General features: G+C 70.8%; 22 protein-coding genes and 1 pseudogene. 18 read left to right on the top strand and 5 right to left on the bottom strand.

Annotated elements, in window-relative coordinates:
• Positions 1-185 precede the first annotated feature (185 nt).
• From E4P39_RS03945 to E4P39_RS03935, 4 genes are all read left to right on the top strand, one after another.
• Complete coding sequence (locus E4P39_RS03945; RefSeq protein ID WP_135135079.1) at positions 186-515, top strand: hypothetical protein; 330 nt, start codon at positions 186-188, stop codon at positions 513-515.
• Positions 512-847 (top strand): HNH endonuclease signature motif containing protein, encoded by a 336-nt coding sequence (locus E4P39_RS23120; RefSeq protein ID WP_348633806.1) that lies wholly within the window; start codon positions 512-514, stop codon positions 845-847. The genes E4P39_RS03945 and E4P39_RS23120 overlap by 4 nt, the downstream gene beginning before the upstream one ends.
• Before the next feature lie 141 nt (positions 848-988).
• A complete protein-coding gene (locus tag E4P39_RS22140) occupies positions 989-1,498 on the top strand; it encodes a hypothetical protein (RefSeq protein WP_167761564.1) in 510 nt (169 codons plus the stop codon).
• Positions 1,499-1,645: 147 nt separating this feature from the next.
• Entirely contained in the window at positions 1,646-2,497 is an 852-nt protein-coding gene (locus E4P39_RS03935; protein WP_135135078.1) for a phage major capsid protein, read from the top strand.
• A 132-nt stretch (positions 2,498-2,629) separates the two neighbouring features.
• Here the strand turns inward: E4P39_RS03935 and E4P39_RS03930 are convergent, their stop codons facing one another.
• Positions 2,630-3,748, bottom strand: a complete 1,119-nt coding sequence (locus E4P39_RS03930) for a DUF3644 domain-containing protein (RefSeq protein WP_135135077.1) — start codon at positions 3,746-3,748, stop codon at positions 2,630-2,632.
• Positions 3,749-3,865: 117 nt separating this feature from the next.
• A complete protein-coding gene (locus tag E4P39_RS03925; protein ID WP_135135076.1) occupies positions 3,866-4,351 on the bottom strand; it encodes a hypothetical protein in 486 nt (161 codons plus the stop codon).
• Between the two features lie 118 nt (positions 4,352-4,469).
• Between E4P39_RS03925 and E4P39_RS03920 the strand changes: the two are divergent.
• The 12 genes and pseudogenes from E4P39_RS03920 to E4P39_RS03865 all read left to right on the top strand — a co-directional run.
• Positions 4,470-5,090 (top strand): annotated as a pseudogene (locus E4P39_RS03920) (CpaF/VirB11 family protein); the annotation flags it as partial.
• Positions 5,091-5,163: 73 nt separating this feature from the next.
• A complete protein-coding gene (locus E4P39_RS03915) occupies positions 5,164-6,027 on the top strand; it encodes a type II secretion system F family protein (RefSeq protein ID WP_135135075.1) in 864 nt (287 codons plus the stop codon).
• Positions 6,024-6,965, top strand: coding sequence for a type II secretion system F family protein (locus tag E4P39_RS03910; protein ID WP_135135074.1), 942 nt, complete (start codon positions 6,024-6,026; stop codon positions 6,963-6,965). The genes E4P39_RS03915 and E4P39_RS03910 overlap by 4 nt, the downstream gene beginning before the upstream one ends.
• 31 nt (positions 6,966-6,996) lie before the next feature.
• Complete coding sequence (locus E4P39_RS03905; protein ID WP_135135073.1) at positions 6,997-7,203, top strand: hypothetical protein; 207 nt, start codon at positions 6,997-6,999, stop codon at positions 7,201-7,203.
• Positions 7,193-7,609: a TadE/TadG family type IV pilus assembly protein gene (locus E4P39_RS03900; RefSeq protein ID WP_135135072.1), complete on the top strand. Its 417-nt coding sequence runs from the start codon at positions 7,193-7,195 to the stop codon at positions 7,607-7,609. Before E4P39_RS03905 ends, E4P39_RS03900 begins: the two co-directional genes overlap by 11 nt.
• Positions 7,606-8,073 (top strand): hypothetical protein, encoded by a 468-nt coding sequence (locus E4P39_RS03895; protein WP_135135071.1) that lies wholly within the window; start codon positions 7,606-7,608, stop codon positions 8,071-8,073. Before E4P39_RS03900 ends, E4P39_RS03895 begins: the two co-directional genes overlap by 4 nt.
• A gap of 504 nt (positions 8,074-8,577) precedes the next feature.
• Positions 8,578-9,126 carry a hypothetical protein gene (locus E4P39_RS03890; RefSeq protein WP_135135070.1) on the top strand — a complete coding sequence of 183 codons (549 nt, stop codon included), beginning with the start codon at positions 8,578-8,580 and terminating at the stop codon, positions 9,124-9,126.
• A 165-nt stretch (positions 9,127-9,291) separates the two neighbouring features.
• Positions 9,292-10,572 (top strand): hypothetical protein, encoded by a 1,281-nt coding sequence (locus E4P39_RS03885; RefSeq protein WP_135135069.1) that lies wholly within the window; start codon positions 9,292-9,294, stop codon positions 10,570-10,572.
• A gap of 278 nt (positions 10,573-10,850) precedes the next feature.
• Positions 10,851-11,102, top strand: coding sequence for a hypothetical protein (locus E4P39_RS03880; RefSeq protein WP_135135068.1), 252 nt, complete (start codon positions 10,851-10,853; stop codon positions 11,100-11,102).
• A 304-nt stretch (positions 11,103-11,406) separates the two neighbouring features.
• Positions 11,407-13,101, top strand: coding sequence for a PEP-utilizing enzyme (locus E4P39_RS03875; RefSeq protein WP_135135067.1), 1,695 nt, complete (start codon positions 11,407-11,409; stop codon positions 13,099-13,101).
• Positions 13,098-13,928 (top strand): PEP/pyruvate-binding domain-containing protein, encoded by an 831-nt coding sequence (locus E4P39_RS03870; protein ID WP_135135066.1) that lies wholly within the window; start codon positions 13,098-13,100, stop codon positions 13,926-13,928. The genes E4P39_RS03875 and E4P39_RS03870 overlap by 4 nt, the downstream gene beginning before the upstream one ends.
• On the top strand, positions 13,921-15,294 hold the full coding sequence (locus E4P39_RS03865) for an MFS transporter (protein WP_167761563.1): 1,374 nt from the start codon (positions 13,921-13,923) through the stop codon (positions 15,292-15,294). Before E4P39_RS03870 ends, E4P39_RS03865 begins: the two co-directional genes overlap by 8 nt.
• A 344-nt stretch (positions 15,295-15,638) precedes the next feature.
• On the opposite strand, the gene E4P39_RS22795 is transcribed toward E4P39_RS03865, so the two are convergent.
• Together E4P39_RS22795 and E4P39_RS03850 are read right to left on the bottom strand one after the other, a co-directional pair.
• Positions 15,639-15,905: a hypothetical protein gene (locus E4P39_RS22795; RefSeq protein WP_167761532.1), complete on the bottom strand. Its 267-nt coding sequence runs from the start codon at positions 15,903-15,905 to the stop codon at positions 15,639-15,641.
• 268 nt (positions 15,906-16,173) lie between these two features.
• Positions 16,174-16,446 carry a hypothetical protein gene (locus E4P39_RS03850; protein WP_135135063.1) on the bottom strand — a complete coding sequence of 91 codons (273 nt, stop codon included), beginning with the start codon at positions 16,444-16,446 and terminating at the stop codon, positions 16,174-16,176.
• Between the two features lie 182 nt (positions 16,447-16,628).
• Between E4P39_RS03850 and E4P39_RS03845 the strand changes: the two genes are divergently transcribed.
• Positions 16,629-16,919 carry a hypothetical protein gene (locus E4P39_RS03845; protein WP_135135062.1) on the top strand — a complete coding sequence of 97 codons (291 nt, stop codon included), beginning with the start codon at positions 16,629-16,631 and terminating at the stop codon, positions 16,917-16,919.
• Between the two features lie 955 nt (positions 16,920-17,874).
• On the opposite strand, the gene E4P39_RS03835 is transcribed toward E4P39_RS03845, so the two are convergent.
• The gene (locus E4P39_RS03835; RefSeq protein WP_167761562.1) at positions 17,875-19,158 is read right to left on the bottom strand and encodes a family 43 glycosylhydrolase; all 1,284 of its coding nucleotides are present in this window, start codon (positions 19,156-19,158) and stop codon (positions 17,875-17,877) included.
• A gap of 482 nt (positions 19,159-19,640) precedes the next feature.
• Between E4P39_RS03835 and E4P39_RS03830 the strand changes: the two genes are divergently transcribed.
• The gene (locus E4P39_RS03830) at positions 19,641-20,612 is read left to right on the top strand and encodes a hypothetical protein (protein WP_135135059.1); all 972 of its coding nucleotides are present in this window, start codon (positions 19,641-19,643) and stop codon (positions 20,610-20,612) included.
• The last annotated feature ends 9 nt before the right edge of the window (positions 20,613-20,621 follow it).

Here is a 20,621-nt window from a genome sequence, read left to right as displayed (position 1 = left end):
TACCACGCCCCGACCACGCCCCGGCTTGGTCGCTCCAACCACGCCCCGCGCCCCCTCCCTTCAGGGGGGCGCGGGCGGGGCGGGCCCGGAGGGCTGCCCGCTACAGAAAGTCCGGGGGCGGGGTTGCGACCCCTTCTCCCTCAACCCACAGACCGGCCCACCCGCCGACCCAACAAGGAGCTCCGATGCCCGACAACCTGACCCCGGTCTTCAGCGACCCCCTCGCCGCAGCCGTCTGCCCCGAGTGCGGCGGGGAGCAGTTGGTGCCCCACCCGGCTGGCCTGGTGTTCCGACACCACACCTTGGGCGGCTGCTCGCTCCAGGACGCCGAGGACACCCGGCTGGTGGCTGACCGGTCCCTGGCCGACGTCCGGGGCTGGCCGTTCGAGCGCCCCACCACCCCCACCGAGCGGACCCTCCTCGCGACTGCCGGCATCACGGTGGACGAGGACGCAACCTGCCTCGTGGACTACCTGTCGCCGGGCATCCGCCGTCGCACCTGGCTGGCGGCGTGAGCCCGCGCGCACCGAAGAAGTGCGGCAAGCCGGAATGCGAGGAGCGGGTGCGAGCGCGCAAGTACTGCGACGCGCACACGCGAGCGTGGCAGGGCAGCGCACGAGCAGGCGCGACGAGGTCGCGTGCGGACAAGCAGCTCCGTGCACAGGTCCTCGCCGAGGAGCCGACCTGCCGGGACTGCGGAGCTCCTGCCACCGAGGCCGGACACATCGTGTCGTTCGCCCGTGGTGGCGCCTACGTCCGCGACAACCTGAAGGGCCAGTGCAGGTCCTGCAACCTCAACCAGATGTTCGCCGACCGTGGTGTAGGTGGTGAGCATCCCCGCAGCTGAGGGGTGGGGGTGACCCCTCCCCCCGGGTCGTGAAGGCCCCCGCGCCGTTCTGGCGAATCCATTCCTTACGGCTTCCGAGATCACGCCCCACTGAGATGACCGACCTCACCGATCCACTCGAACTGACCCAGGAGGACCCGCATGACCACGACCGACACCACCGCGACCAGCACCACCGACGCCACCCAGGAGGGCACTGAGATCACCGACGCCAGCCAGACCGACACGACCGCAGCCGACGGCACGACCCCGCCTGAGGGGACGGGAGAGGGGCAGGAGTCGACGGGCGTGGCCGCCCTCCAGGCGGAGAACTTCAAGCAGCGGGAGAAGCGGCGCGAGGTCGAGGCCGAGCGGGACGCGCTGGTCGGGACCGTGGCCACCTACCAGCGCCGTGAGGCCGAGGCCCTGGTGGGGGAGAGGCTGCTGTCCGCCTCCGACCTGTGGGTCGCCGGAGCGGAGCTGAAGGACCTGCTGGCCGACGACGGCACCGTGGACTCCGCCAAGGTGGCCGACGCCGTCACGAAGGTGCTGGCCGACCACCCGCACTGGGGCCAGGCCCGGGTGCGGGTGCCCCGCGACATGGGCCAGGGCGGGCGCGGCGAGCCCGTCAGAGGCGTGCGGAGCTTCCAGCAGATCCTCAGGGACGCGTAGCCGAGCTATCGTCTCGTCGCCAGGTCCGGCCGGTTGCCCAGGGGGCACCTCCCACCGGACCTGGCGACGAGCCCCAGGGGGGCACCGGCACGCGAGGCAGGGCCCGCGACGCCATCCCAACCGATGCCCTCCTGAAGGAGCCCTGCCATGACCACCACTGTCACCGGCTCGTCCATCCTGACCCCGGACGAGATCAACACCTACCTGCTCGACCCCTTCGAGGCGGAGGCGCTGGCCACTCAGGTCGCCACCGTCGTCCGGACCGACTCGCACTCCTACCGCATCCCGGTGCCCGGCTCCGAGCCGTCGGCCGACTGGGTCGCGGAGGGCGAGGAGGTCGTCCTCTCTGACATGACCTTCGACGAGGTGACCGTCACCCCGACCAAGGTCATGGGCGTCGTGCCCATCACCCGTGAGCTGTCCGAGGACTCCGGTCCCGACGCCGCCGACGTGATCGGCAACGGGCTGGCCCGCGACATCGCCCGCAAGGTGGACGCGGCGTTCTTCGGCAACCTCGCCAACCCGAACGCCCAGAAGGGCCTCGGCTCGCTGGCCGTCAACGCCAACGCCGACGACGTGCAGGGCCTGACCGTCACGGCGTTCGACTCGCTCGACGTCTTCGCCGAGGCGCAGTCGCTCGCCGAGGGCGTCGGCGCTGCCATCACGAGCTTCGTCGCCAACCCGGCGGACGCGCTGACCCTGGCGCTGCTCAAGGAGTCCACCGGGTCCAACCGGCCGCTCCTCGGAGCCGACCCGACGCAGCCGACCCGTCGGCTCATCGGCGGCGTGCCGCTGCTGCGCAGCTCGGCGGTGCCCGCTGGCACCATCTGGGGCATCCCGAGGGAGCGGGTCGTCGTGGTCATCCGCAAGGACGTGACCATGGAGACCGACAAGTCGGTGTTCTTCACCTCGGACCGGATCGCCGTCAAGGCGGTCATGCGCGTCGGCTTCGGGTACCCGCAGCCCTCCGCCCTGGTCAAGATCACGACCACGGTCTGACCGAGCTACGCCCCTGTCGGGACTCCAGGCCCGGCAGGAGCTCGCGTGCGGTGCCCACTTCGAGGTGCAGCGAGCGCCCCTCTCCAGCCCTGCGGGCGGTGACCTTGGAGCAGGGCCAAGCCCGCCGCCGAGTCACGCCGGGGTGGGGTCCGCTCCGGCCTTGCAGCCCTCGATCGAGCAACGCTCGTGGCGCATGCCCTTGTTGGGACTGTGCGCCGACCTCACCGCCTCGGCGTTGCCGGCCTTGATGACCTCTCGCATCGGAGCGAAGGCCCGATCCGAGTACTTGCGGAGGACGGAGTTGTTGTACGTGATGTCCCGGTAGCAACGGGGGTCCTGGTCGACGGCGAGGTGGTCCCTGAGCGCGGTCGCGATGTGCTGCTTGACCCCGAGCGCGTCGGCCAGCTCTGCCTTCGTGCGGGAGAAGCGAGCGTTGAGGTCGACCTCGCGGATCGCGGCCGACTCGACGTCGGCGTCCTCGGCGACGAAGTGCACGGCAGCACCCTCGCCCTTCTTGTTGAAGTGCACCGACACGTTGGGCCCATCACCGGTCACGTCCGTGGCCAGGTTCTCCAGCCGGGGGAAGACCTCGGCTCGGGTCTTGCCCGCCCGAATCCCCTTGACGACTCGTTTGACGTCTTTGTCGGAGACGCGGGTCTCCGGCTCCTCGTGAGCCTCCATCGCGAGCAGAGTGCGGATCCTGGCCTTCGCGGGCTCGGTCATCCGGCGCCTCGGCTTGAGTAGGTCGGCGATGGCGCTGTACTCCTCGTCGAGGAGGAGGTGGAGGTCGCGCGGAGGGTCCGTCGAGAGGGGGAGGACCCGAAGGGGCAGATAGGTGGCCAGTCGCTGCCCGAACACACGGTCCAGCAACTCGTCGAAGAGGGTGATCCCGGCGCGGGCGTGCAGGTAGAGGATCTGCTCCGACACCTCGGCGAACCAATGCTGCTCGTCGTCCCGCATCGCGTCGATGGTGCGGAGAGTGCCCGCCTCGTCGTCGGTCAGCTTGATGACGGTGTTGTTCTGCGCCTGGTTGATGCACTTGTCCATCCCGATGGACCGGCCCGAGTCCTTGTCGAAGACCCGCACTCGCTGTTGCACGAGGGCGGCCTTGAGCAGCATTTCGAACGAGTGCTGAAGGGCCAGGAGCACCTGCGTCACCCGGCCGACGTCATCCGGTGAGTTGAACGCCGCGGTGGCTACCCGCATCGAGGCGATGGCCTTGCTGTGGAGAACCTGTGCGTCTCGCTTCACCGAGGCATCGTGTCCCATCAACCGTCTTCACGGCGAGCGCGTTGCTGGGCCCTGGTGACCCCACGACGCACGCCAGCCCCGCCGGTGATCCCGGCGGGGCTGGTTGTGTAGTGGAGCTCAGGCGTTCCAGGCGGCGTCGAGGCGAGCGCGGAGGGTGCGACCCGACAGGGCCATCATGCCGCCCTGGTTCTCGACCTCCGTGGCCAGCGCGGCGAGCGCCTCGCTCTCGGCCTTGTTGAGCCGGACCGTGTGGTCGCCCGCCTTGCTGGGGGTGACCGCCCGGAACTTGGCCCCAAGGGAGCCCCGCTTCTGGGCCTTGGCCATCTCGGCGATCTTGCGGCCGACCCACACGCTGACGGTCGGCTCGTCCGCCTTCTTCGCCGGAGCCTTGGTCGCGGCCTTCGCCGGGGTGGCCTTCGCCTGAGCCTTGGTGGCCGGAGCCTTCTTCGCGGCCGGAGCCGCCTTGGCAACGGTGATGCCGGCAGACTCCATGGCGTCGGCGACCTCGGCGTCGTCCGCAGCAGCGGAGGCGTCGGGCAGCATCTCGGCAGGGACCTCGTCGACGGTGGCGGGGGTGGCGGTGGTCTTCTTGGCGGCGGTCATGGCTGGCTCCTTATGTGGTGCGGACCCCTTTGGCCCGGCTGATCTCGAGACCTAGCCCACGGATGCGGACCGCGCTACCAAACGTGCCCGGTAACTACCGGCTTGTACGCAGGCAGGGAAGACGACGCTGCTCAACTGCCTCACCGCGGCCATCCCCGCCCGGGAGCGGGTGATCACCTGCGAGGAGGTGTTCGAACTCCGGGTACCGCTTCCCGACGTCGTCTCCATGCAGACCCGCCAAGCCAACCTCGAGGGGACGGGCGAGATCCCGCTGCGCCGCCTGGTCAAGGAGGCGCTGCGGATGCGGCCCTCCCGGATCATCGTCGGCGAGGTGCGGCAGGAGGAGTGCCTCGACCTGCTCATCGCGCTGAACTCCGGGCTGCCGGGCATGTGCACGCTGCACGCCAACAGTGCCCGCGAGGCCGTGGTGAAGATGTGCACCCTGCCGCTGCTGGCCGGCGAGAACATCGGGACGGCGTTCGTCGTCCCCACCGTGGCGTCCAGCGTTGACCTCGTCGTGCACGTCGGTACCGACGCCTCGGGCCACCGGCGCGTGCGCGAGATCGTGGCCCTGCCGGGCCGTGCCGAGGGCGGCGTGATCGAGACCGCCGACGTCTTCACCACCCGGGACGGCCGCCTCGTGCGCGCCGACGGCTATCCCCCGCACCCCGACCGGTTCGCCGCACTCGGCCTCGACCTCCCGACCCTGCTCGGGGACGGGCCGGGACGCTTCACGTGACCGAGCTTGCAAGGTCACGCAGAGGCACAGCATCGTCGAGCACGAGGGTGACGAGCGCCAGCGAGGAGACCGAGTGATCGAGTCCGGAGCGCTGCTCGGGCTGCTCCTCGGTGTGGGCCTGCTGCTCATCTGGCGAAGTGGCCCGCGGGCGCCGCAGCCAGGCACCGGCCCGCGCCGGCTCGGGCGCCGGCAGCAGGCGCTGTCCGCGGCGGGTCTGACCGGGATCAACGGCGCCCAGTTGCTGGCCCTGCAGGTCGGCCTCGGCCTCGTCGCGACGGTGGTCGTCCTGCTCACGACGAGCACGGTTACGGTCAGCCTGGTGTTCGGGCTCTTCGGGTTCGCGCTGCCCTATCTGCAGGTGCGTCGGCTGGCCGGTCGGCGGCAGGCCGATCTGCGCGAGGTGTGGCCGGAGGTCGTCGACAATCTCGCGTCGGCCGTGCGGGCCGGGCTCTCGCTGCCCGAGGGCCTGTCGGCACTGTCGACGCGCGGCCCCGAGGTGCTGCGGCCCGCGTTCTCCCGGTTCGGCGCGGAGTACCGCTCGACCGGTCGTTTCAGCACCTGCCTGGACCGGCTGAAGGACGACCTTGCCGATCCGGTGGGTGACCGCATCGTGGAGACGTTGCGGGTGGCGCGCGAGGTCGGCGGCAGCGACCTCGGCCGCGTGCTGCGCACGCTGGCCACGTTCCTCCGCGAGGACGCCCGGGCCCGTGCGGAGCTGGAGACCCGCCAGGGCTGGGTGGTGTCGGCGGCCCGGCTGGCCGTGGCGGCGCCCTGGGCCGTGCTCCTGCTGCTGGCGACCCAGTCGACGACGCTGGCCGCGTACGACTCCCCGCTCGGAACGGCGATCCTGCTCGGGGGCGGCGCCGTCTGCGTGGTCGCCTACCGGCTGATGCTGCGGATCGGGCGGCTGCCCCAGGACGTGCGGGTGCTGCAGTGAACGCCGGGCTGACCGGGATGCTCCTCGGTCTCGGCGTGGCTCTCGGGCTCGTGCTGGTGCTCCGGTACGCGCCGCCGTTCCGGTCGGTGCGGCTGGTCGACCGGCTGGCCCCGTACGTCCACGACACCCCGCCGCCGTCGCGGCTGCTGGGCACCGCCACCGAGGCCGGGCTGCTCACCGCCGTCCGCCGGGTCTTCGGGCCGGTCGTCGGCGACGGCGCCCGCCTGATCGACCGGATGCTCGGCGGGCGGGCCGCGGTGCGCCGGCGGCTGGACGCGCTGGCCACCGACACGACCGTCGAGGACTTCCGCGTCGAGCAGGTGATCTGGGGCGGGCTCGGCCTGGCCGGAGGGGCGTTGGTCGCGACGATCGGGTCGATCGCGGCCGGCAGCCTCAACGTGCTGTCCGGGGGCCTGCTGTGCCTGGCCGGCCTCGTCGGCGGCGTCCTCGGCCGGGACTGGTGGCTGACCCAGCAGGTGCAGCAGCGCGAGGAGCTGCTGCTGGCCGAGTTCCCCGTCGTGGCCGAGTTGCTGGCGCTGGCGGTGACGGCGGGGGAGAGCCCGACCGCTGCGATCGCCCGGGTCACCCGGCTCTCCGGCGGGGAGCTGGCCCGCGAGCTCGGGGCGGCTCTCGGCCGTGCCCGCGCCGGGACCCCGCTGGTGGACGCGCTGCAGCAGGTGGCCGACCGGACGTCGCTCGACCCGCTGGCCCGGTTCATCGACGGGCTGCTCGTCGCGATCGAGCGGGGCACGCCGCTGGCCGAGGTGCTGCGCGCCCAGGCGGCCGACGTCCGGGAGGCCGGCAAGCGCCGGCTGCTCGAGGCCGGCGGGCGGAAGGAGATCGGGATGATGGTGCCGGTCGTCTTCCTGGTGCTCCCGGTCACCGTTCTCTTCGCCCTGTTCCCGGGGTTGATCAGCATCGTCTCGCTGTCGCAATGAGCGCAGCCGGCGATCGACAGGAAGGACGACGATGCGCGCATACGCGTTCGTGACCTCGGCGCTGGCCGCTCTGACGGCCCGGGTGCGGGGCGAGGATCCCGAGCGGGGCGACGTCCCGGGCTGGGTGATGATCACGGTGATGACGGCGGCTCTGGTGCTGGCCATCCTCATCCCGTTCCGGGCGGCGATCCTCGACGCCGTGACCGCGGCCCTCGCCTCCGTCACGAATGCGCCCTGAGCGGCCCCTCGCGTCGGGTGAGGACAGCGAGCGCGGCAGCGCCGTCGTCGACTTCGTGCTGGTCTCGATCCTGATCGTGACGCTGCTGCTGGCGGTTCTGCAGGTGGCGGTGTACGTGCACGTGCGCAACGTGGTGACGGCGAGCGCGCAGGCGGGCGCGCGGTACGCGGCCAACGCCGACGTCGACTCCTCCTCCGGGGCTGCCCGGACCGTCGAGGTCGTGGCGCGGGCGACGACGGCGCAGACCGCCAGGGGGCTGGCCTGCACGTCGGCCGAGGAGGTGGACGGCACGGGCCTCCCGCTGGTGGTGGTGCGCTGCTCCGGGTCGGTGCCCTCGCTGCTGGCCGTGCTGGGCAACCTGCTGCCGCTGGAGGTCACCGGGCGCGCGGTGAAGGAGGGCGCGTGAGGCGGCTGCGCCGGCGGCTGGGCATGCTCGCCGACGAGAGCGGCTCGGCGCTGGTGGAGTTCGTCTTCATCGCCCTGGTCGTCTTCGTGCCGTTGATCTACATCCTCGCCGGCTTCTCGGCCGTGCAGCGCGGGGTGTTCGCCTCCACGGCCGCGGCCCGTGAGGCCGGCCGGGCGATCGGCACGGCTCCCGACCCCGCCACGGGTCTGGCCCGCGCGGCACGGGCGGCGCAGCTCGCGGTCGAGGACCAGTCGGTGGCGGCCAGCGACGTGCGGGTGGCCTACGCGGCCGCCGGGGTGGACTGCGCGGACGCGGGCGGCTTCACACCCACGTTGGCGCCGGGCGAGGAGTTCTCCGTCTGCGTGACCGTGACGGTGCGGATCCCGTTCCTGCCGGAGTTCGTCGACGCCAACACCGCCACCGGCCAGTTCGTCGTCGAGCGCGACCGCTACATCGACGGCTGAGATTATTGATCAGGTCACGGCACGAGTAGTGGCTCGTCGGCGGCCGTGATGACGGCTCCTTCTGTGTGGACCGAGAGCAGGGAGAGCAGCACGGCGCAGGTCTCCGAGTCGGCTCGTCTGGTCGGCACACGGCCGGGATCACGGGATCGCGACCCAGGACTTCGCACCGCGGTGATCTCCGCCAGCAGGAAGCGCACCCTGCGCCCCGCCGGCTCAGTGCGCGGGGTCCGTGCGGCGGAACGTCTCGCACTGGTGCCCAGGCGGGAGCATGATGCGTCGATGGGACAGCGCGACGTGCGCGGCCGGTCGCCAGGCTCGAGCAGGTGCAGGGTCGCACTGGCTGTCGGGCTCATCCTGTGCGGCAGCGTGGCGCTGACCTCCTGCGCGACCGGTGCCACAGCGCACAGTCAGGGCGCGCCCACCTCGCGTCTCACGGCTTCCTCAGGGGCTCCGGCAGACCCCGCTACCGCTTCGCTGACCAGCCCGGTCCATCCGGTCACCACCGTGGTGATCACCGACGACCCCGCCGTGGCGGCCGCCGGACCGTCGGCCGAAGGGAGCTGGCCCGGTCTTCTGGCGGCGAGCCTGGGCAGTGCCGGCAGTCCGCTCGCCCTCACGCCGGTGGCTGTCGAGGGCGCCGGATTCGCCGCGGAGGCACCCAACGGTCCGGCCTTCACCGATCTGGTCGTCGACACCGTCAGCCACGACATCCAACTGGTGGTCTTCTACGACAGCCGATGGGGCCTCGCCGGGGCCTCGGAGGTGTCCCGCAGCGCCGAACAGGCCTTCAGCGCGGTCGAGGAGGCGGCGCCGGACGCGCTGGTCGTGGTGGTAGCCCCCTGGCAGCCGGCTCCGGAGGCGCCCCAACCCGACTCGCGGGCCCGGAGCGCTGTTCAGGCGGCGGTGGACGCCTCGGTGGTTGCCGTCACCTACGTGGACCCGGTCGCGGAGGGCTGGCCGGGCGGGGCGAGTCAGCAGCAGATCGCCGACCTGCTGTTCCCGCACGTGACGGACCTCGTCACTGCGCTGGGAAGGTCGGGCGCGTTCGACTGACCAGGTCGTGTCCTATGAGAGTCCGCGATCGTGGACCGACGGTCACGACCTGCCGGGGGGATTCCGAGACGCAGAACCGCGAGCCGGTTCGGGTCAGACGGACCATATGGTCGGTCACGCCCTTCCGGTCCATGTTCGGCTGTGTCAACCCAACAAGAGGTCTTCATGCTCTTGATTTTGGCTCGGTCCCCATTCACTCGTAGTCGTTCGATCGCTCTGATTGGGGCGCTGCTCGCCGGTGTGCTGGCGTTGCAGACGGTGGTGGCCGCGGAGGCCCGGGCCGACTCGGCCCCCCGGATGTATCAGGGGCAAACTTTCGCGGCCGGTACGTCACCCACTGAGGACAAGCCGCAGAGCAAGCTGTGGTTCAACGACGGCATCTGGTGGGCGCTGATGCGCACCAACAGCAACGGTGCCGACGGCAACCCGGACATCACGATTCACCGTCTCCAGAGCAATCACACATGGCTGAACACCGGGACCCTTGTGGACGGGCGCGCCGCGAGCACGGGCGACGCGCTGTGGACGGGCAGCAAGCTCTACGTGGCCAGTCGCGTGACCAGCGGGCCCATCAATGCGGCTCGGATGTCCTACAACGCGACGACCGACAGGTACACGATGGATAGCGGCTTCCCGAAGTCAGTCACCTCGGGCAGCATCGAGTCGGTCACCATCACTCGGGACAGCCTGGGACGGCTGTGGATCACGTTCACGAAGCCGCATCCGACCGACAGCACGCTGGACCAGGTCTGGGTCGCCCACTCGACGACCAGCGACACCGTGTGGACCGCACCCTTCCTCGTTCCGGTCTCTGACAATGTCATCAGAGCAGACGACATCTCCTCGATGGTGGCCTTCGGAGGCAAGGTCGGGGTGATGTGGTCCGACCAGCAGAACCAGGTCGTGCGTTTCGCGGTGCACCCTGACAGCGCCGCGGACAACACCGGCTGGACGATGGAGACCGCGCTCAGCGGCACGCGAAGCGCGGACGACCACATCAATCTGAAATCCCTGCTGCCGGACCCTTCCGGGAGGGTCTATGCCGCCATCAAGACGTCGCGAGGCGACGGCGCGAGCGATCTCCCCTCCGATCCCAGCATCCGGGTGCTGTCCCGTTCCTCGGCCGGTGCCTGGACGGCCAGCACGGCAGCCACCGTGTCCGAGGGCCTCACGCGGCCCCAACTTGCCTTGGATGCCACGTTCAAGCGTCTGTACGTGGTGATGTCCACGGAGAGCGGCGGTCAGGTGTACTTCAGGAGGTCCCCGCTGGGCGCGACCATGTCGTTCACCCCTCGGGCAACCCTGCTGGCTTTCAGCGGTGCGCTGATCAACAACGCCACGACCGCCAAGGCCCCGATCACGTCGGCCAGTGGTCTGGTGGTAGTGGCCAGCGACGAGAAGAACACCAGGCGCTATTACCACGCGGAAATCACTCTAGGTGCCTGACCGGCGCCGGACTGGTCGACCGTGTCCGCATCTGACTGCCTACGGGCGTTCGATCGCCGGATGCCAGGCCGCAGTGGGTTCGACGTGACGTCAGGACGCGCCCAGCCTCGAGCATCGCGCAGCGTCGGGTCTCTCGGTCGCGGCGCCGAATCAGAAGATCGCGGTCCACCTGCTCGCACTGCCAGCGACGCCACGTTTCGCGAGGCGGCACGTGCGGTGAACGCCCAGGTCGTCGTCATGCTACGGCCCGCGGACCGGGTGGCGCGGACGTCGTCGCCGTGGAGCGGTACCGCCGAGGCCGCGCGTCCGCCAAGGCTGGCTTGCTGCGCTGGGTGTTGAAGCAGGCACGTTGGGTGGCCTCGGGCGTGCGTCGCCGGATGGGCCGCCACTGGCAACGCCTCGGCGACACGCTGCCGCGCCGCCTGCCAACGTGGCAGGAACCCACCGTTGACGCCGTGGGCGACGATCTCACCGTGGCGACCTCGGCTGCGCTCCGGCGCCGGCTAGACGAGACCACAGCCACCGGCTGAACCGGGGCCGGTGCGCGTGCTCGTGCCCCTGCAGCGCCACCTCGACGGCCCGACGTCGAGGAGACCCTCAGCGTTCCGGAGGAATCCTGGACGGCGGCCGCCCGCTTCCCGGCCGAGAATCCCCGGCACGTGCGCAACCTACGACGCAGGAACGGTTGTCGAATTCTGGATGACCCCTCGCGCACGGGCTGGTGGATTCGTCCGCTCGGCGACGCCATAGTGAGCCGACTCGCGAGCCACACGCCACGAGCACCCCCCGAGGGACGTCATCCCGATCCCTCGTGCGCAGGTCAGGGAGGGCACCATGTCGTCCGTCGGTAGGTCCACGGAGCTGGACTTCGAGCCCCCCGGGAAGGGGCCGTGGGAGCTCGAGAGCACTCACTTCTCCCGGCCCGTCACCTCCTTCGCCCAGGCCTCGTTCGCGGAGGGGTTCGTCAGGGGCTTCACTGAAGGAACCGCCCGCTACGGCCTCCTGCTCGATCACTTCGAGCCGGGCTACGCCGCGGCCTTCCTCTACGTCCAGCCGGTGGCGTTCGGGGCGCCACCAGGAGCCATGGGCCCACCTCCCAAGCCGGTGCTCCAGCTGCTGACCCGGCTGCACCCCGCGATGCGGAAGCGGATCGCCAGGTCCGCGGAGGCGATCGAGAGAAAGTTGTGGCGGGAGGACCTGGCGCGGTGGGACGAGGTGGACAAGCCGGCCGCGGTCACCGAGCACCGGGCCGTCCAGGACGTCGACGTGGCGGCGCTGTCCGACGAGGACCTGGGGCAGCACCTGGTCATGCGCGCGAGGCACATGACGTCGAGCGTCTACCTGCACCACAAGTACACGGTTCCCGCCGCCTTGCCTGTGGGCGACTTCCTGGCGGGTGCCACGGCCTGGACCGGCCTGACCAGCGGAGAGCTGCTCGGGCTGCTCCGCGGGCGTTCGGCGATCTCGAGGGGGTTCGCGGCCGTCGAGCTCGAGGACGCCGGCAAGGCGATCGCCTCCTCCGACCCTGCCCGCGCGATCGTGGCCGCTCCGGCCGCCGCCCGCGAGAAGCTGGCAGCCCTCGCCGCCGACCCCGTCGCCGGACCCGCCGTGTCGGTGTACCTGGACGCCGTCCGCTGGCGCAGTGTCGGGTACGACGTCGCGGACAAGACGGCCGGGGAGATGCCGGACATGCTCGTCGGGGCGCTCGGAGCCGCCGTGGGTGGCCTCAGCAGCTCCCCGGACGAGGACACCGGTCTGGAGACCATCCGTGAACTGGTGCCCGAGGAGCACCGGGAAGACTTCGACGACCGGCTCGGCGAGGTCCGCCTCATGTATCGGCTGCGCGACGAGCGCGGCGTCTACTCCGACGGCTGGGCGACCGGGCTGGCCCGTCGGGCCCTGCTGGAGGCCGGCCGCAGGCTCACGGCCTCGGGTCGACTGAACCATCCGGAGCACGCCGTGCAGTTGACCGCCGACGAGGCGGTCGCCCTGCTGCGCGCTCAGCCCGGTCCCGGTCCGGAAGAGGTGGCTGAGCGCCATCAGTGGTGGGAGTCGCACACCATCGACGACGCACCGAAGTTCCTCCGCGCTCTTCCTGCGCCGCCCCCGCCGGTGCAGTGGCTGCCGAAGCGAGCCCACCGCAGCGCTCGTGCCATGGACATCTTCGTCGACAACTTGTTCAAGGTGCCGGACACCGCCAACACCGAGACGGTCCTGAGCGGTCTGCCGGTGAACACCGGCATCTACGAGGGCCCGGCTCGTCTCGTGAGTTCCGCGGCCGAGTTCGACCGCGTCCAGCCGGGCGACGTGCTCGTCACGCGGATGACCTCGCCCTACTTCAACGTCGTGCTGCCCCTGTTGGGCGCGATCGTGACCGACCGGGGTGGGCAGTTGAGCCATGCGGCGATCGTCGCCCGGGAGTACGGCATCCCCGGGGTCGTCGGCACGCGCGAGGCGACCGCGAGGATTCCCGATGGCGCACGGGTACGGGTGGACGGCACGACGGGCGAAGTCCGGCTCCTGGCGTGAGCGTCCTGTCCCGCGTGAGCCCGCTCTCGGCCGCCGGCGATGCCGGACGTTTCGGAGGCAAGGCCGCCCAGCTGGCCTCGGCACGCCGAGCCGGACTGCCCGTGCCGGACGGGTGGGCCCTGGGGTGGGACGAGGTCGAGGCGCTCGTCCGGCGGGACAGGGACGGACCGGAAGTGGAGGCTGCGCTTCGCGCGACGGTCGCCGGCTCCGGCCCTGTCGCGGTGCGCTCGAGCGCGGTCGGCGAGGACTCGCACGACGCCTCCTTCGCCGGCGCCCACCTCACGGTCCTGGGACTGGTAGGTGGGGACGCGGTCGTCCACGGAGTCCGCGAGGTCCACGCCTCGGCCGTGCATCCGGGCGCTCTCGCCTACCGGGACAGGCTCGCGGTCGACGGGGCCATCCGCATGGGTGTCGTGGTGCAGGAGATGGTCGACGCCGACATGGCAGGGGTCCTGTTCACCCGCAATCCCCTCACCGGAGCCGACGAGTTGGTCATCGAGGCCAGCTGGGGTCTCGGGGAGGCCGTCGTGTCGGGCCTCGTCACTCCCGACCACATCCGAGCGAGCCCCGACGGGAGGATCCTGGAGACCGTCATCGGCGAGAAGGACGTCGCGATCCGGCTGACCCGCGACGGCGTCGCGCGGGAGACGGCTGTGCCGTCGGACCTCGCGGGGATGCCCTGCCTCGGCCATGAGCAGGTGCGGAAGCTCCACGGGCTCGTGCGCGCCTGCAACGAGGTCTATGCCGACACCGCGCACGACATCGAGTTCGCTTTCGTGGGTGACACCCTGTTCCTGCTGCAGCGACGGCCGATCACGCATGGCTGACCACCCCGGTCACGGGGTGGCGCGGAGGCTGTTCGCGGCGCGGCTGACGGCGAGCCTGATGCCGCTGAACTCCACCATGATCGCGGTCGCGGTGCCTGCCGTCGCAGCGGAGTTCGGTTACTCCGTCACGACGGTCACGCAGGCCCTCGTGGCGACGTACCTCATCACGGCGATCGCCCTGCAGAGCCCTGGCGGAAAGCTGGCGGACCGGTTCGGCCAGTGGCGGGTCGTCTCGTTCGGACAGGCGGCGATCGCCACGGGATCCCTGCTGGGCCTGGTGGCGCCCAACCTCGCCGCTCTCACCGTCGCTCGCGTGCTGATGGCCTGCGGCGGGGCGCTGGTCGTTCCGGCCACGGTCTCCCTCATGCGCCTCGAACTGCCGCCCGAGCGCCGCGGTCGGGCGTTCGGCACCTTCGGGGCGATCATGGGCCTGGCAGCGGCCGTCGGCCCCGTCCTCGGCGGCGTGCTGGTCGAGGCGTTCTCGTGGGAGGCCGTCTTCCTCGCCAACGTGCCCGTGCTCGCCGTGTCGGCCCTCGTCGCCGCGAACGTGCCCCTCGCCGTCCCACCGTCGACGGCGACCCGGTTCGACTGGTGGGGATCCGCGCTGCTCACGTCCGGACTCGTACTCGTGGTCGTGGGAACGCAGGGAGGGCGCGCCTCATCCGTCCTGGTGCTCGCCGTGGGGGTGGCAGCGCTCATCTCGTTCGGCTGGTGGGAGACCCGTACCCGGGACCCCGTCGTCGACTTCCGGCTGTTCCGGTCGGTGCCCTTCGCCGCCGGATCGCTGCTGATCGCCCTGCAGAACCTCGTCATGTACGCGCTCCTCTTCGAGCTGCCGCTGGTGCTGGGCGACCTCTTCGAGCTGAACGCCCAGGTGATCGGGCAGCTGCTGAGCTTCCTCATGGGAGCGATGGTCGCGATGTCCCTGCTCGCCGGACGGCTCACCGACCGGTTGGGTCCGCGCTCCGTGGCCCTTGCAGGAGCACTTCTCTGCCTGGTGGGACTGCTGGCCCTGGACCGGTCGGGCCTCTCCGCTCCGGGCGACGTCCGGATCCCCCTCGTACTGCTCGGTGCGGGGCTCGGGCTGTCCTCCCCTGCAGCTCAGAGCGCGTCACTGTCCGCCGTCGCTCCCGGGCAGAGCGGGATGGCTGCTGGTGTCGCGTCCACGATGCGCTACCTGGGCGCGGTCGTCGGGATCGCCCTGCTGGGGCGGTTGCTCGACCTGGACGGCAGCCGCGCGCAGGTCCTCGCCGAGCACCGGGCGGTGCTGGCCGTCTTCGCCGTGACGCTCGTCGGGAGCCTCGTCTGCGCCGCCGTCCTCCCGCGGCGAGAGGGAATGGCGGTCCTGGCCAAGAGGAGCGGCTGACGCGATGGCGCTGGTCGCGGAACGTGCGATCACCAGCCCGAACCGCCCAGAACGAGGCGCCACCGGACCGCTCGCCCACCGGCAGGAACGACCGCAACTGCCATGGCCGATCACGGCGCGGCGCGTCCTGCACGGGACTTTCGACGCGCCGGCTGGGGCACCGCTGTCACGGCCGAAGGTCTGGTGCGCAAGCAGGCGCTGCGGGTGCGGCCCTCCCGGATCAACCTCGGGGAGGTGCGGCAGGAGGAGTGCCTGGACCTGCTCATCGCGCTGAACTCCGGGTGGCGGCAACGCCAGATGACGGTGATGCGTCGCCACTGTGGCGCCGCGTGGTGTCGACCGACTCAGGCGGCGGCTGTCCCCGGTTCGCTGCTCGCCTGCACCTCACGGATCTCCGCCATGGCGGCCGCCCAGTGGTCGTGCAGGGCTTCCAGCCTCGCCAGGCCGGCCTCGTACATGTGCTCGACCGACCGCTCGCTGGCGATCTCGCCGTCGGGTGCCGAAGCGGCGGCCTCGGCGTCGGGTGCAGGACCGGCGACGGGGGCGTTGCCTACGGCGGCGACGGCCGCCGTAACCCGGGCAATCGCTTGCGTCTGGGGGTCAGTGCTCATAGACATGGTCATCGGCAGCTCGGCGGCCTGATGTGACCCTCCCACGATGTTTCCCCGAGCGGTCAATCCGAGCGCCGCAGGTGCTCCTGGTCTCCGGGAACCGGGGACGTGCTCCAGACCAGCGACGCGGCGTGCTCCCGTCCATCGGGCAGGGTCACGCGCAGCAGTCCCTGGTGCATGTCCTCGGCCGGGCCGTGTCCGGCCCGGTGCGTGCAGTGGACGTCCCGGCCCGGAGAAACGGTGACGAAGGCAGGGCATGCGCGGCGGCTCACCCGGACTCCGCCAGGACGTGACCGGGTGGCGGAACTCCGGTAAGGCCGTCGAACGGCCGGCGGCTCTCCACGGTCGCCCGGTACTCGTACCAGGTGCGCGGGCGCAGGTCGGTGAACGTTGCAGTGCCCGTGACGTCCAGCATCTCCCGCGTCGACACCTCGTGGATGTCCGCAACGAGCAGTAGCCGCCGCAGTTCCGCCCGCCGTCCAGCGTTCGCACGCACGGGGTGCTCGTACGGCAGCGCGGCCATGGCCGGGAACGTGGACACGAGGGTCAGGGTCGCCCACCGAGCGAGTGAGGACACGGGCTCGTCTCGGAATGTCACACGACCGGGCGAGCCCATCGCACCCGCCAGGGGCTCAGACGTCGGAACCCATCCGGGCAGGTGGCGTACGCATATCGCAGGGCGCCTTCCTCCGGGCCCCGACCATGGAGGGAAGGAGTATCGGCGTGGCCGCCGACAACCGGGATGAGCTAAGTGGCCTACGCCCTGGTGACAAGGTCACCATCGAGTCGACCCCGGCCGCCCTCGGCCTTGTTGTCCGCGTCGCCGGATCGCACATGATCGTGTCCTGCCAAAGCCCCCGCCGCGTCCGCCACGTGACTCACTTCGCCCGCCGTGACGGCGTCAGGATCGGCGGCAGTCACCGGGCCGAACTCGAGAACATCCGCTCCGCCGACGCCGTTCCGGCTGAGCAACGGCGGCAGATGCGCCGGATCGACGCCCCATGTCGTGAGTGAATGCGGCGCCGGACGGACGTCGATGGACTCCACTGGCTGAGCGACGCCATCAGTGAGTGCCTGGAGAAGAGCCTCTTCGACCCACTGAGCCTCACCTGTCCCAGCGAACCCAAAGCCGACCAGAAATGTAACGAAAGAGTATCGACAGGCGGATGCGCGCCACGAAGCATGGGCGAGGTGCTCCCCCACGATGCAGCGAACCTCTGGACACCTGACGAAGAGTTCTCCGGCAGGAGAGCTTTCGACGGGTGGCGCTTCACGCAGGCCGACCGGATCATCCCGTGGGATTGGGCGGACATGGGGGCCGTCGAGAAGCGACACTGGATCGACCTAGGCAAACAGTTGCGAGCCGCGTAGAGCGGCGCTGGAGCCTCCGGCGTTCACGGGGGTGGCCTCAATCCGACCGGCGCCTGCTCGCGTCGTGAGGTCCCGGGCATACCTCCGGGGTGCACAGCACTGAGCCCCGCCATCGTGCTGATCGGCCTGGCTCAGAAGATCGAAGGCCCGGCATGCTCGAGCTGCTCCCCGGGTAGTTGCCACGTATGCGCACCCGTGGAAGAAGCAGGACTGGCAGCATCGGAGCGGTCCTGCTGCTGATCTGGCTGGTGATCGGCGCATTGGCCGCCTTCCAGCGCGGATACTTCACGAGCGGGGACACCAGTTGCGCGACCGCGACCACGGTGATCGTCACGGTGGTGGCTGGGCCGCTGAACTACCTCGGCCTCAATCCGCAGGTCGAGTGCCCCCAACTCCCACAGCCGAGTCAGTAAGCACCTTTCCTCGGTCGAGACCGCCACCGGTGAGTTCGTCGTCGACCGCGACCGCTCGATGGACGGCTGGATGACTGCGTGCAGAGGCGTTCGTGTCAGAGCGCCGAATGGCCAGGCACCTCACACAGGTGTCGAGTTGTCGGCACCTACCGCATCGCCCCTCGGCGGGACGTCCGCTGCCCGGCTCAGACGGTCGCGTCGAGACTGTCGCTGTAGCCGTCGTAGGCCAGGGTCGTGGTCGCTACCGTCTCGCCGGCCACGACACGGTTGATCCGGAAGGCGGCCGCATCGGCCTTGCGCACGACCGTGTCGCCGGCGCCCGTGCACACCTCGTTGAAGATCACCGAGGACGCGGCGCCGATAGCGAGGCAGTTCGTGATCCAGGCGCCGTCCCTGGTCTGCACGTCGAGCGAATACGTGCTGTCACCTGTCGCGCTCCACCGCAGGGCGACGGTGTTGAGGGTGTTCAGCAAGCCGTCGCCCCTGAAGGTCAGCGGCTGGACGTAGACGTCACGGCCGGCGAAGACCCCCGCCGAGGTGAACCTGCCGACGTGGTACAGCGTGTAGAGCTGGCCGCCACGATCGGTGACGGTGTTGTGTCCATGATTCTCGATCATCCGACCGTCGTGCGCCCTGAGCGGCGAGGAGAAGGACCAGTGCTGCGGGTGCTGCCAGGTCAGCTCGCTCACCTGGGCGCCCATCATGTACGTCATCCCGTACTCGCCCCGATAGTGGCCCGTGCTGTAGACGAGGTAGTGCCGGCCGTCGCGGCTGAAGAGGGTGGGGGCCTCGTTGATCCGGTGCTCGGCCGGCGCCGTCGGCCGAGCCACCTGGATCACGTCCGCCGGGTCGTCGAGTGGAAAGGCGGAGACCACGGAGCCGGCCACCGGGTCGAACCAGGTGTAGTGCATCCACCGCCGGGACCCGTCGGAGTACACCGACGGGTCGAGCCGCAACGCCCGGTCGCATCCGTCGGACGGGCAGCCCTTCGTCACGTAGGTGCGGGGGTGCTCGGTGTCCGCGTTGATCTCGCGAGGCGTGCCGAACTGCATGTCGTTGTTCGCGTCCGACGCCGTCGCGTAGAAGATCGTCTGCTCGCTGTTGCTCGCCGGGCAGGGCGTCCCCTTGTCCACCCGAGCGGCCACGAAGTACAGCACGTACTCGTCGTTCCGCCTGTCCAGTTCCGGCGCCCACTGGTTGCAGTAGTCGTAGCGGTCGTCGTACTCGCTCGGGTCGTAGCGGCGCAGCAAGCTGAACGTCACCAGGTCGGTCGAGGTGTAGATGGGCAGGAAGTTCTGGGACGACGTCCCGGACAGGAAGTACAGGTTGTCGTCGACCTTGTAGATGTCGGGGTCGGCGAGTCCCTCGACCGCGAGTGTCCGGCCGTACGGCGAGGGGTCCGCGTGCGCGGTGCCGGCCCCGAGGCCCACCACCGGGGGCAGGAGTAGGGCGAGCAGGCCGAGCAACATGGGTATCCGGCGCCGGCGGGGCCGGCGCCTGGGAACGTGGACGCTGAGGCTGCTCGCTTCCGACACGGTGTTTCCCCCTGGTGCGGTACTGCCCCTCGGACGACGTCGAGCGCAGACGTCCCCACGTGCCGCCGTGCGGCTCGGCGGTCCGGTCGGTCGGACAGACGGACGGAATATGGCACGGCGGTCGGGCCGGTGGGGGAGCCGCGAGCGCGGTCGGGCGCTTGATCGCTTTCGCCTCTCGGCGGCACCCTCGCCGGCTTCTCGCGGTGCGTTGTGGCGTGTTCGCCTCCACGGCTGCGGTCCGCGAGGCCGGCCGGGCGACGGCACCGCACCCGACCCCGCCACCGGCCAGGTCGTCGTCCAGCGAGACCGATACGTCGACGGCTGACCCGGGGGGCAGGGCTCGTCCGGCCTGCGATGATGCGGCGGTGGGCAGGGGCGCACACGGGTGGGGCTCCAAGCGCCGTACCGGCGGACTGGTGCTTGGCCTCCTGCTGGTCGCCGTCCTCGGCGTGGTGCTGGCGTCGGGCGAGCCATCCGGCGACTCGCCGGATCAGCGGTCCGAGGCCGCCGACGTCGTCGTTCCGTCCGACCAGTCGGACGGAACGGACCCGGGCCGGCCAGAGGTCGGCTCCTCGCCGTACGCGGGCGTCGGCACGTGGCTGTCGAGGTACCGGATCACCCGCGAGTTCGCCGGCGCGGCGCCACCGGTGGCGCCGGCGGCCGTCGACGACATGGCCGACGCGGGGGTTCGCACGATCTACCTGCAGCCGGCCGCCGACGACCCCCGGTACCCCGGGCTGCTGAGCACCGACCTCCTCGGTGACTTCCTCGAGCGGGCGCACGCACGAGGCATGCAGGTCGTCGCCTGGTACCTGCCGCGCTTCGGCGACATCGCCGGTGACCTGCGGCGGCTGCAGCAGATCGCGGCCTTCCGCGCCGACGGGCGCGGGTTCGACGCGATCGCCGTCGACATCGAGTTCACCGATGCGGTCGAGCTCGCGCCGCGGAACGCGGCGCTGATCGACCTGTCGAAGCAGCTGCGGGCCGCCCTGCCCGACGTCGAACTCGGCGCCATCGTGCTGCCGCCGGTCGTCACCGACGTCCTGAACACCGCGTACTGGCCGCAGTTCCCGTGGCAGGAGCTGCGCGGGCTCTACGACGTCTGGCTGCCGATGGCCTACTGGTCGAACCGGTCGGAGGAGGGATTCACCGACCCGCACTGGTACGTCACCGAGAACATCGAGCGGGTGCGCCGGCACCTCGCCGACCCGTGTGCCGTGGTCTCGGTGATCGGTGGCTACGACTTCCAGGAGAGCGCCGAGGACTACACGGCCATGGCGCGTGCCGCCACCGAGCAGCGGGCCATCGGCATCTCCATCTGGGACTGGCCGACGACGCCACCGTCGGCCTGGCCGGCCGTGCAGGGCTACGACGTCGCCGGTTGCTGACAGTCGGGC

The sequence above is a fragment of the Blastococcus sp. CT_GayMR19 genome (assembly GCF_004570385.1).
Taxonomy (GTDB): domain Bacteria; phylum Actinomycetota; class Actinomycetes; order Mycobacteriales; family Geodermatophilaceae; genus Blastococcus_B.
The sequence above is the reverse complement of the archived record's forward strand: the minus strand, read 5'-3'. Positions and strand labels throughout refer to the sequence as shown.

Excerpts from the sequence above, each read along its gene's own strand:
- E4P39_RS03945 (WP_135135079.1), top strand. The coding sequence starts at position 186 with ATGCCCGACAACCTGACCCCGGTCTTCAGCGACCCCCTCGCCGCAGCC.
- E4P39_RS22140 (WP_167761564.1), top strand. The coding sequence starts at position 989 with ATGACCACGACCGACACCACCGCGACCAGCACCACCGACGCCACCCAG.
- E4P39_RS03935 (WP_135135078.1), top strand. The coding sequence starts at position 1,646 with ATGACCACCACTGTCACCGGCTCGTCCATCCTGACCCCGGACGAGATC.
- E4P39_RS03925 (WP_135135076.1), bottom strand. The coding sequence starts at position 4,351 with ATGACCGCCGCCAAGAAGACCACCGCCACCCCCGCCACCGTCGACGAG.
- E4P39_RS03905 (WP_135135073.1), top strand. The coding sequence starts at position 6,997 with ATGCGCGCATACGCGTTCGTGACCTCGGCGCTGGCCGCTCTGACGGCC.
- E4P39_RS03900 (WP_135135072.1), top strand. The coding sequence starts at position 7,193 with ATGCGCCCTGAGCGGCCCCTCGCGTCGGGTGAGGACAGCGAGCGCGGC.
- E4P39_RS03885 (WP_135135069.1), top strand. The coding sequence starts at position 9,292 with ATGCTCTTGATTTTGGCTCGGTCCCCATTCACTCGTAGTCGTTCGATC.
- E4P39_RS03875 (WP_135135067.1), top strand. The coding sequence starts at position 11,407 with ATGTCGTCCGTCGGTAGGTCCACGGAGCTGGACTTCGAGCCCCCCGGG.
- E4P39_RS03865 (WP_167761563.1), top strand. The coding sequence starts at position 13,921 with ATGGCTGACCACCCCGGTCACGGGGTGGCGCGGAGGCTGTTCGCGGCG.
- E4P39_RS22795 (WP_167761532.1), bottom strand. The coding sequence starts at position 15,905 with ATGAGCACTGACCCCCAGACGCAAGCGATTGCCCGGGTTACGGCGGCC.
- E4P39_RS03835 (WP_167761562.1), bottom strand. The coding sequence starts at position 19,158 with ATGTTGCTCGGCCTGCTCGCCCTACTCCTGCCCCCGGTGGTGGGCCTC.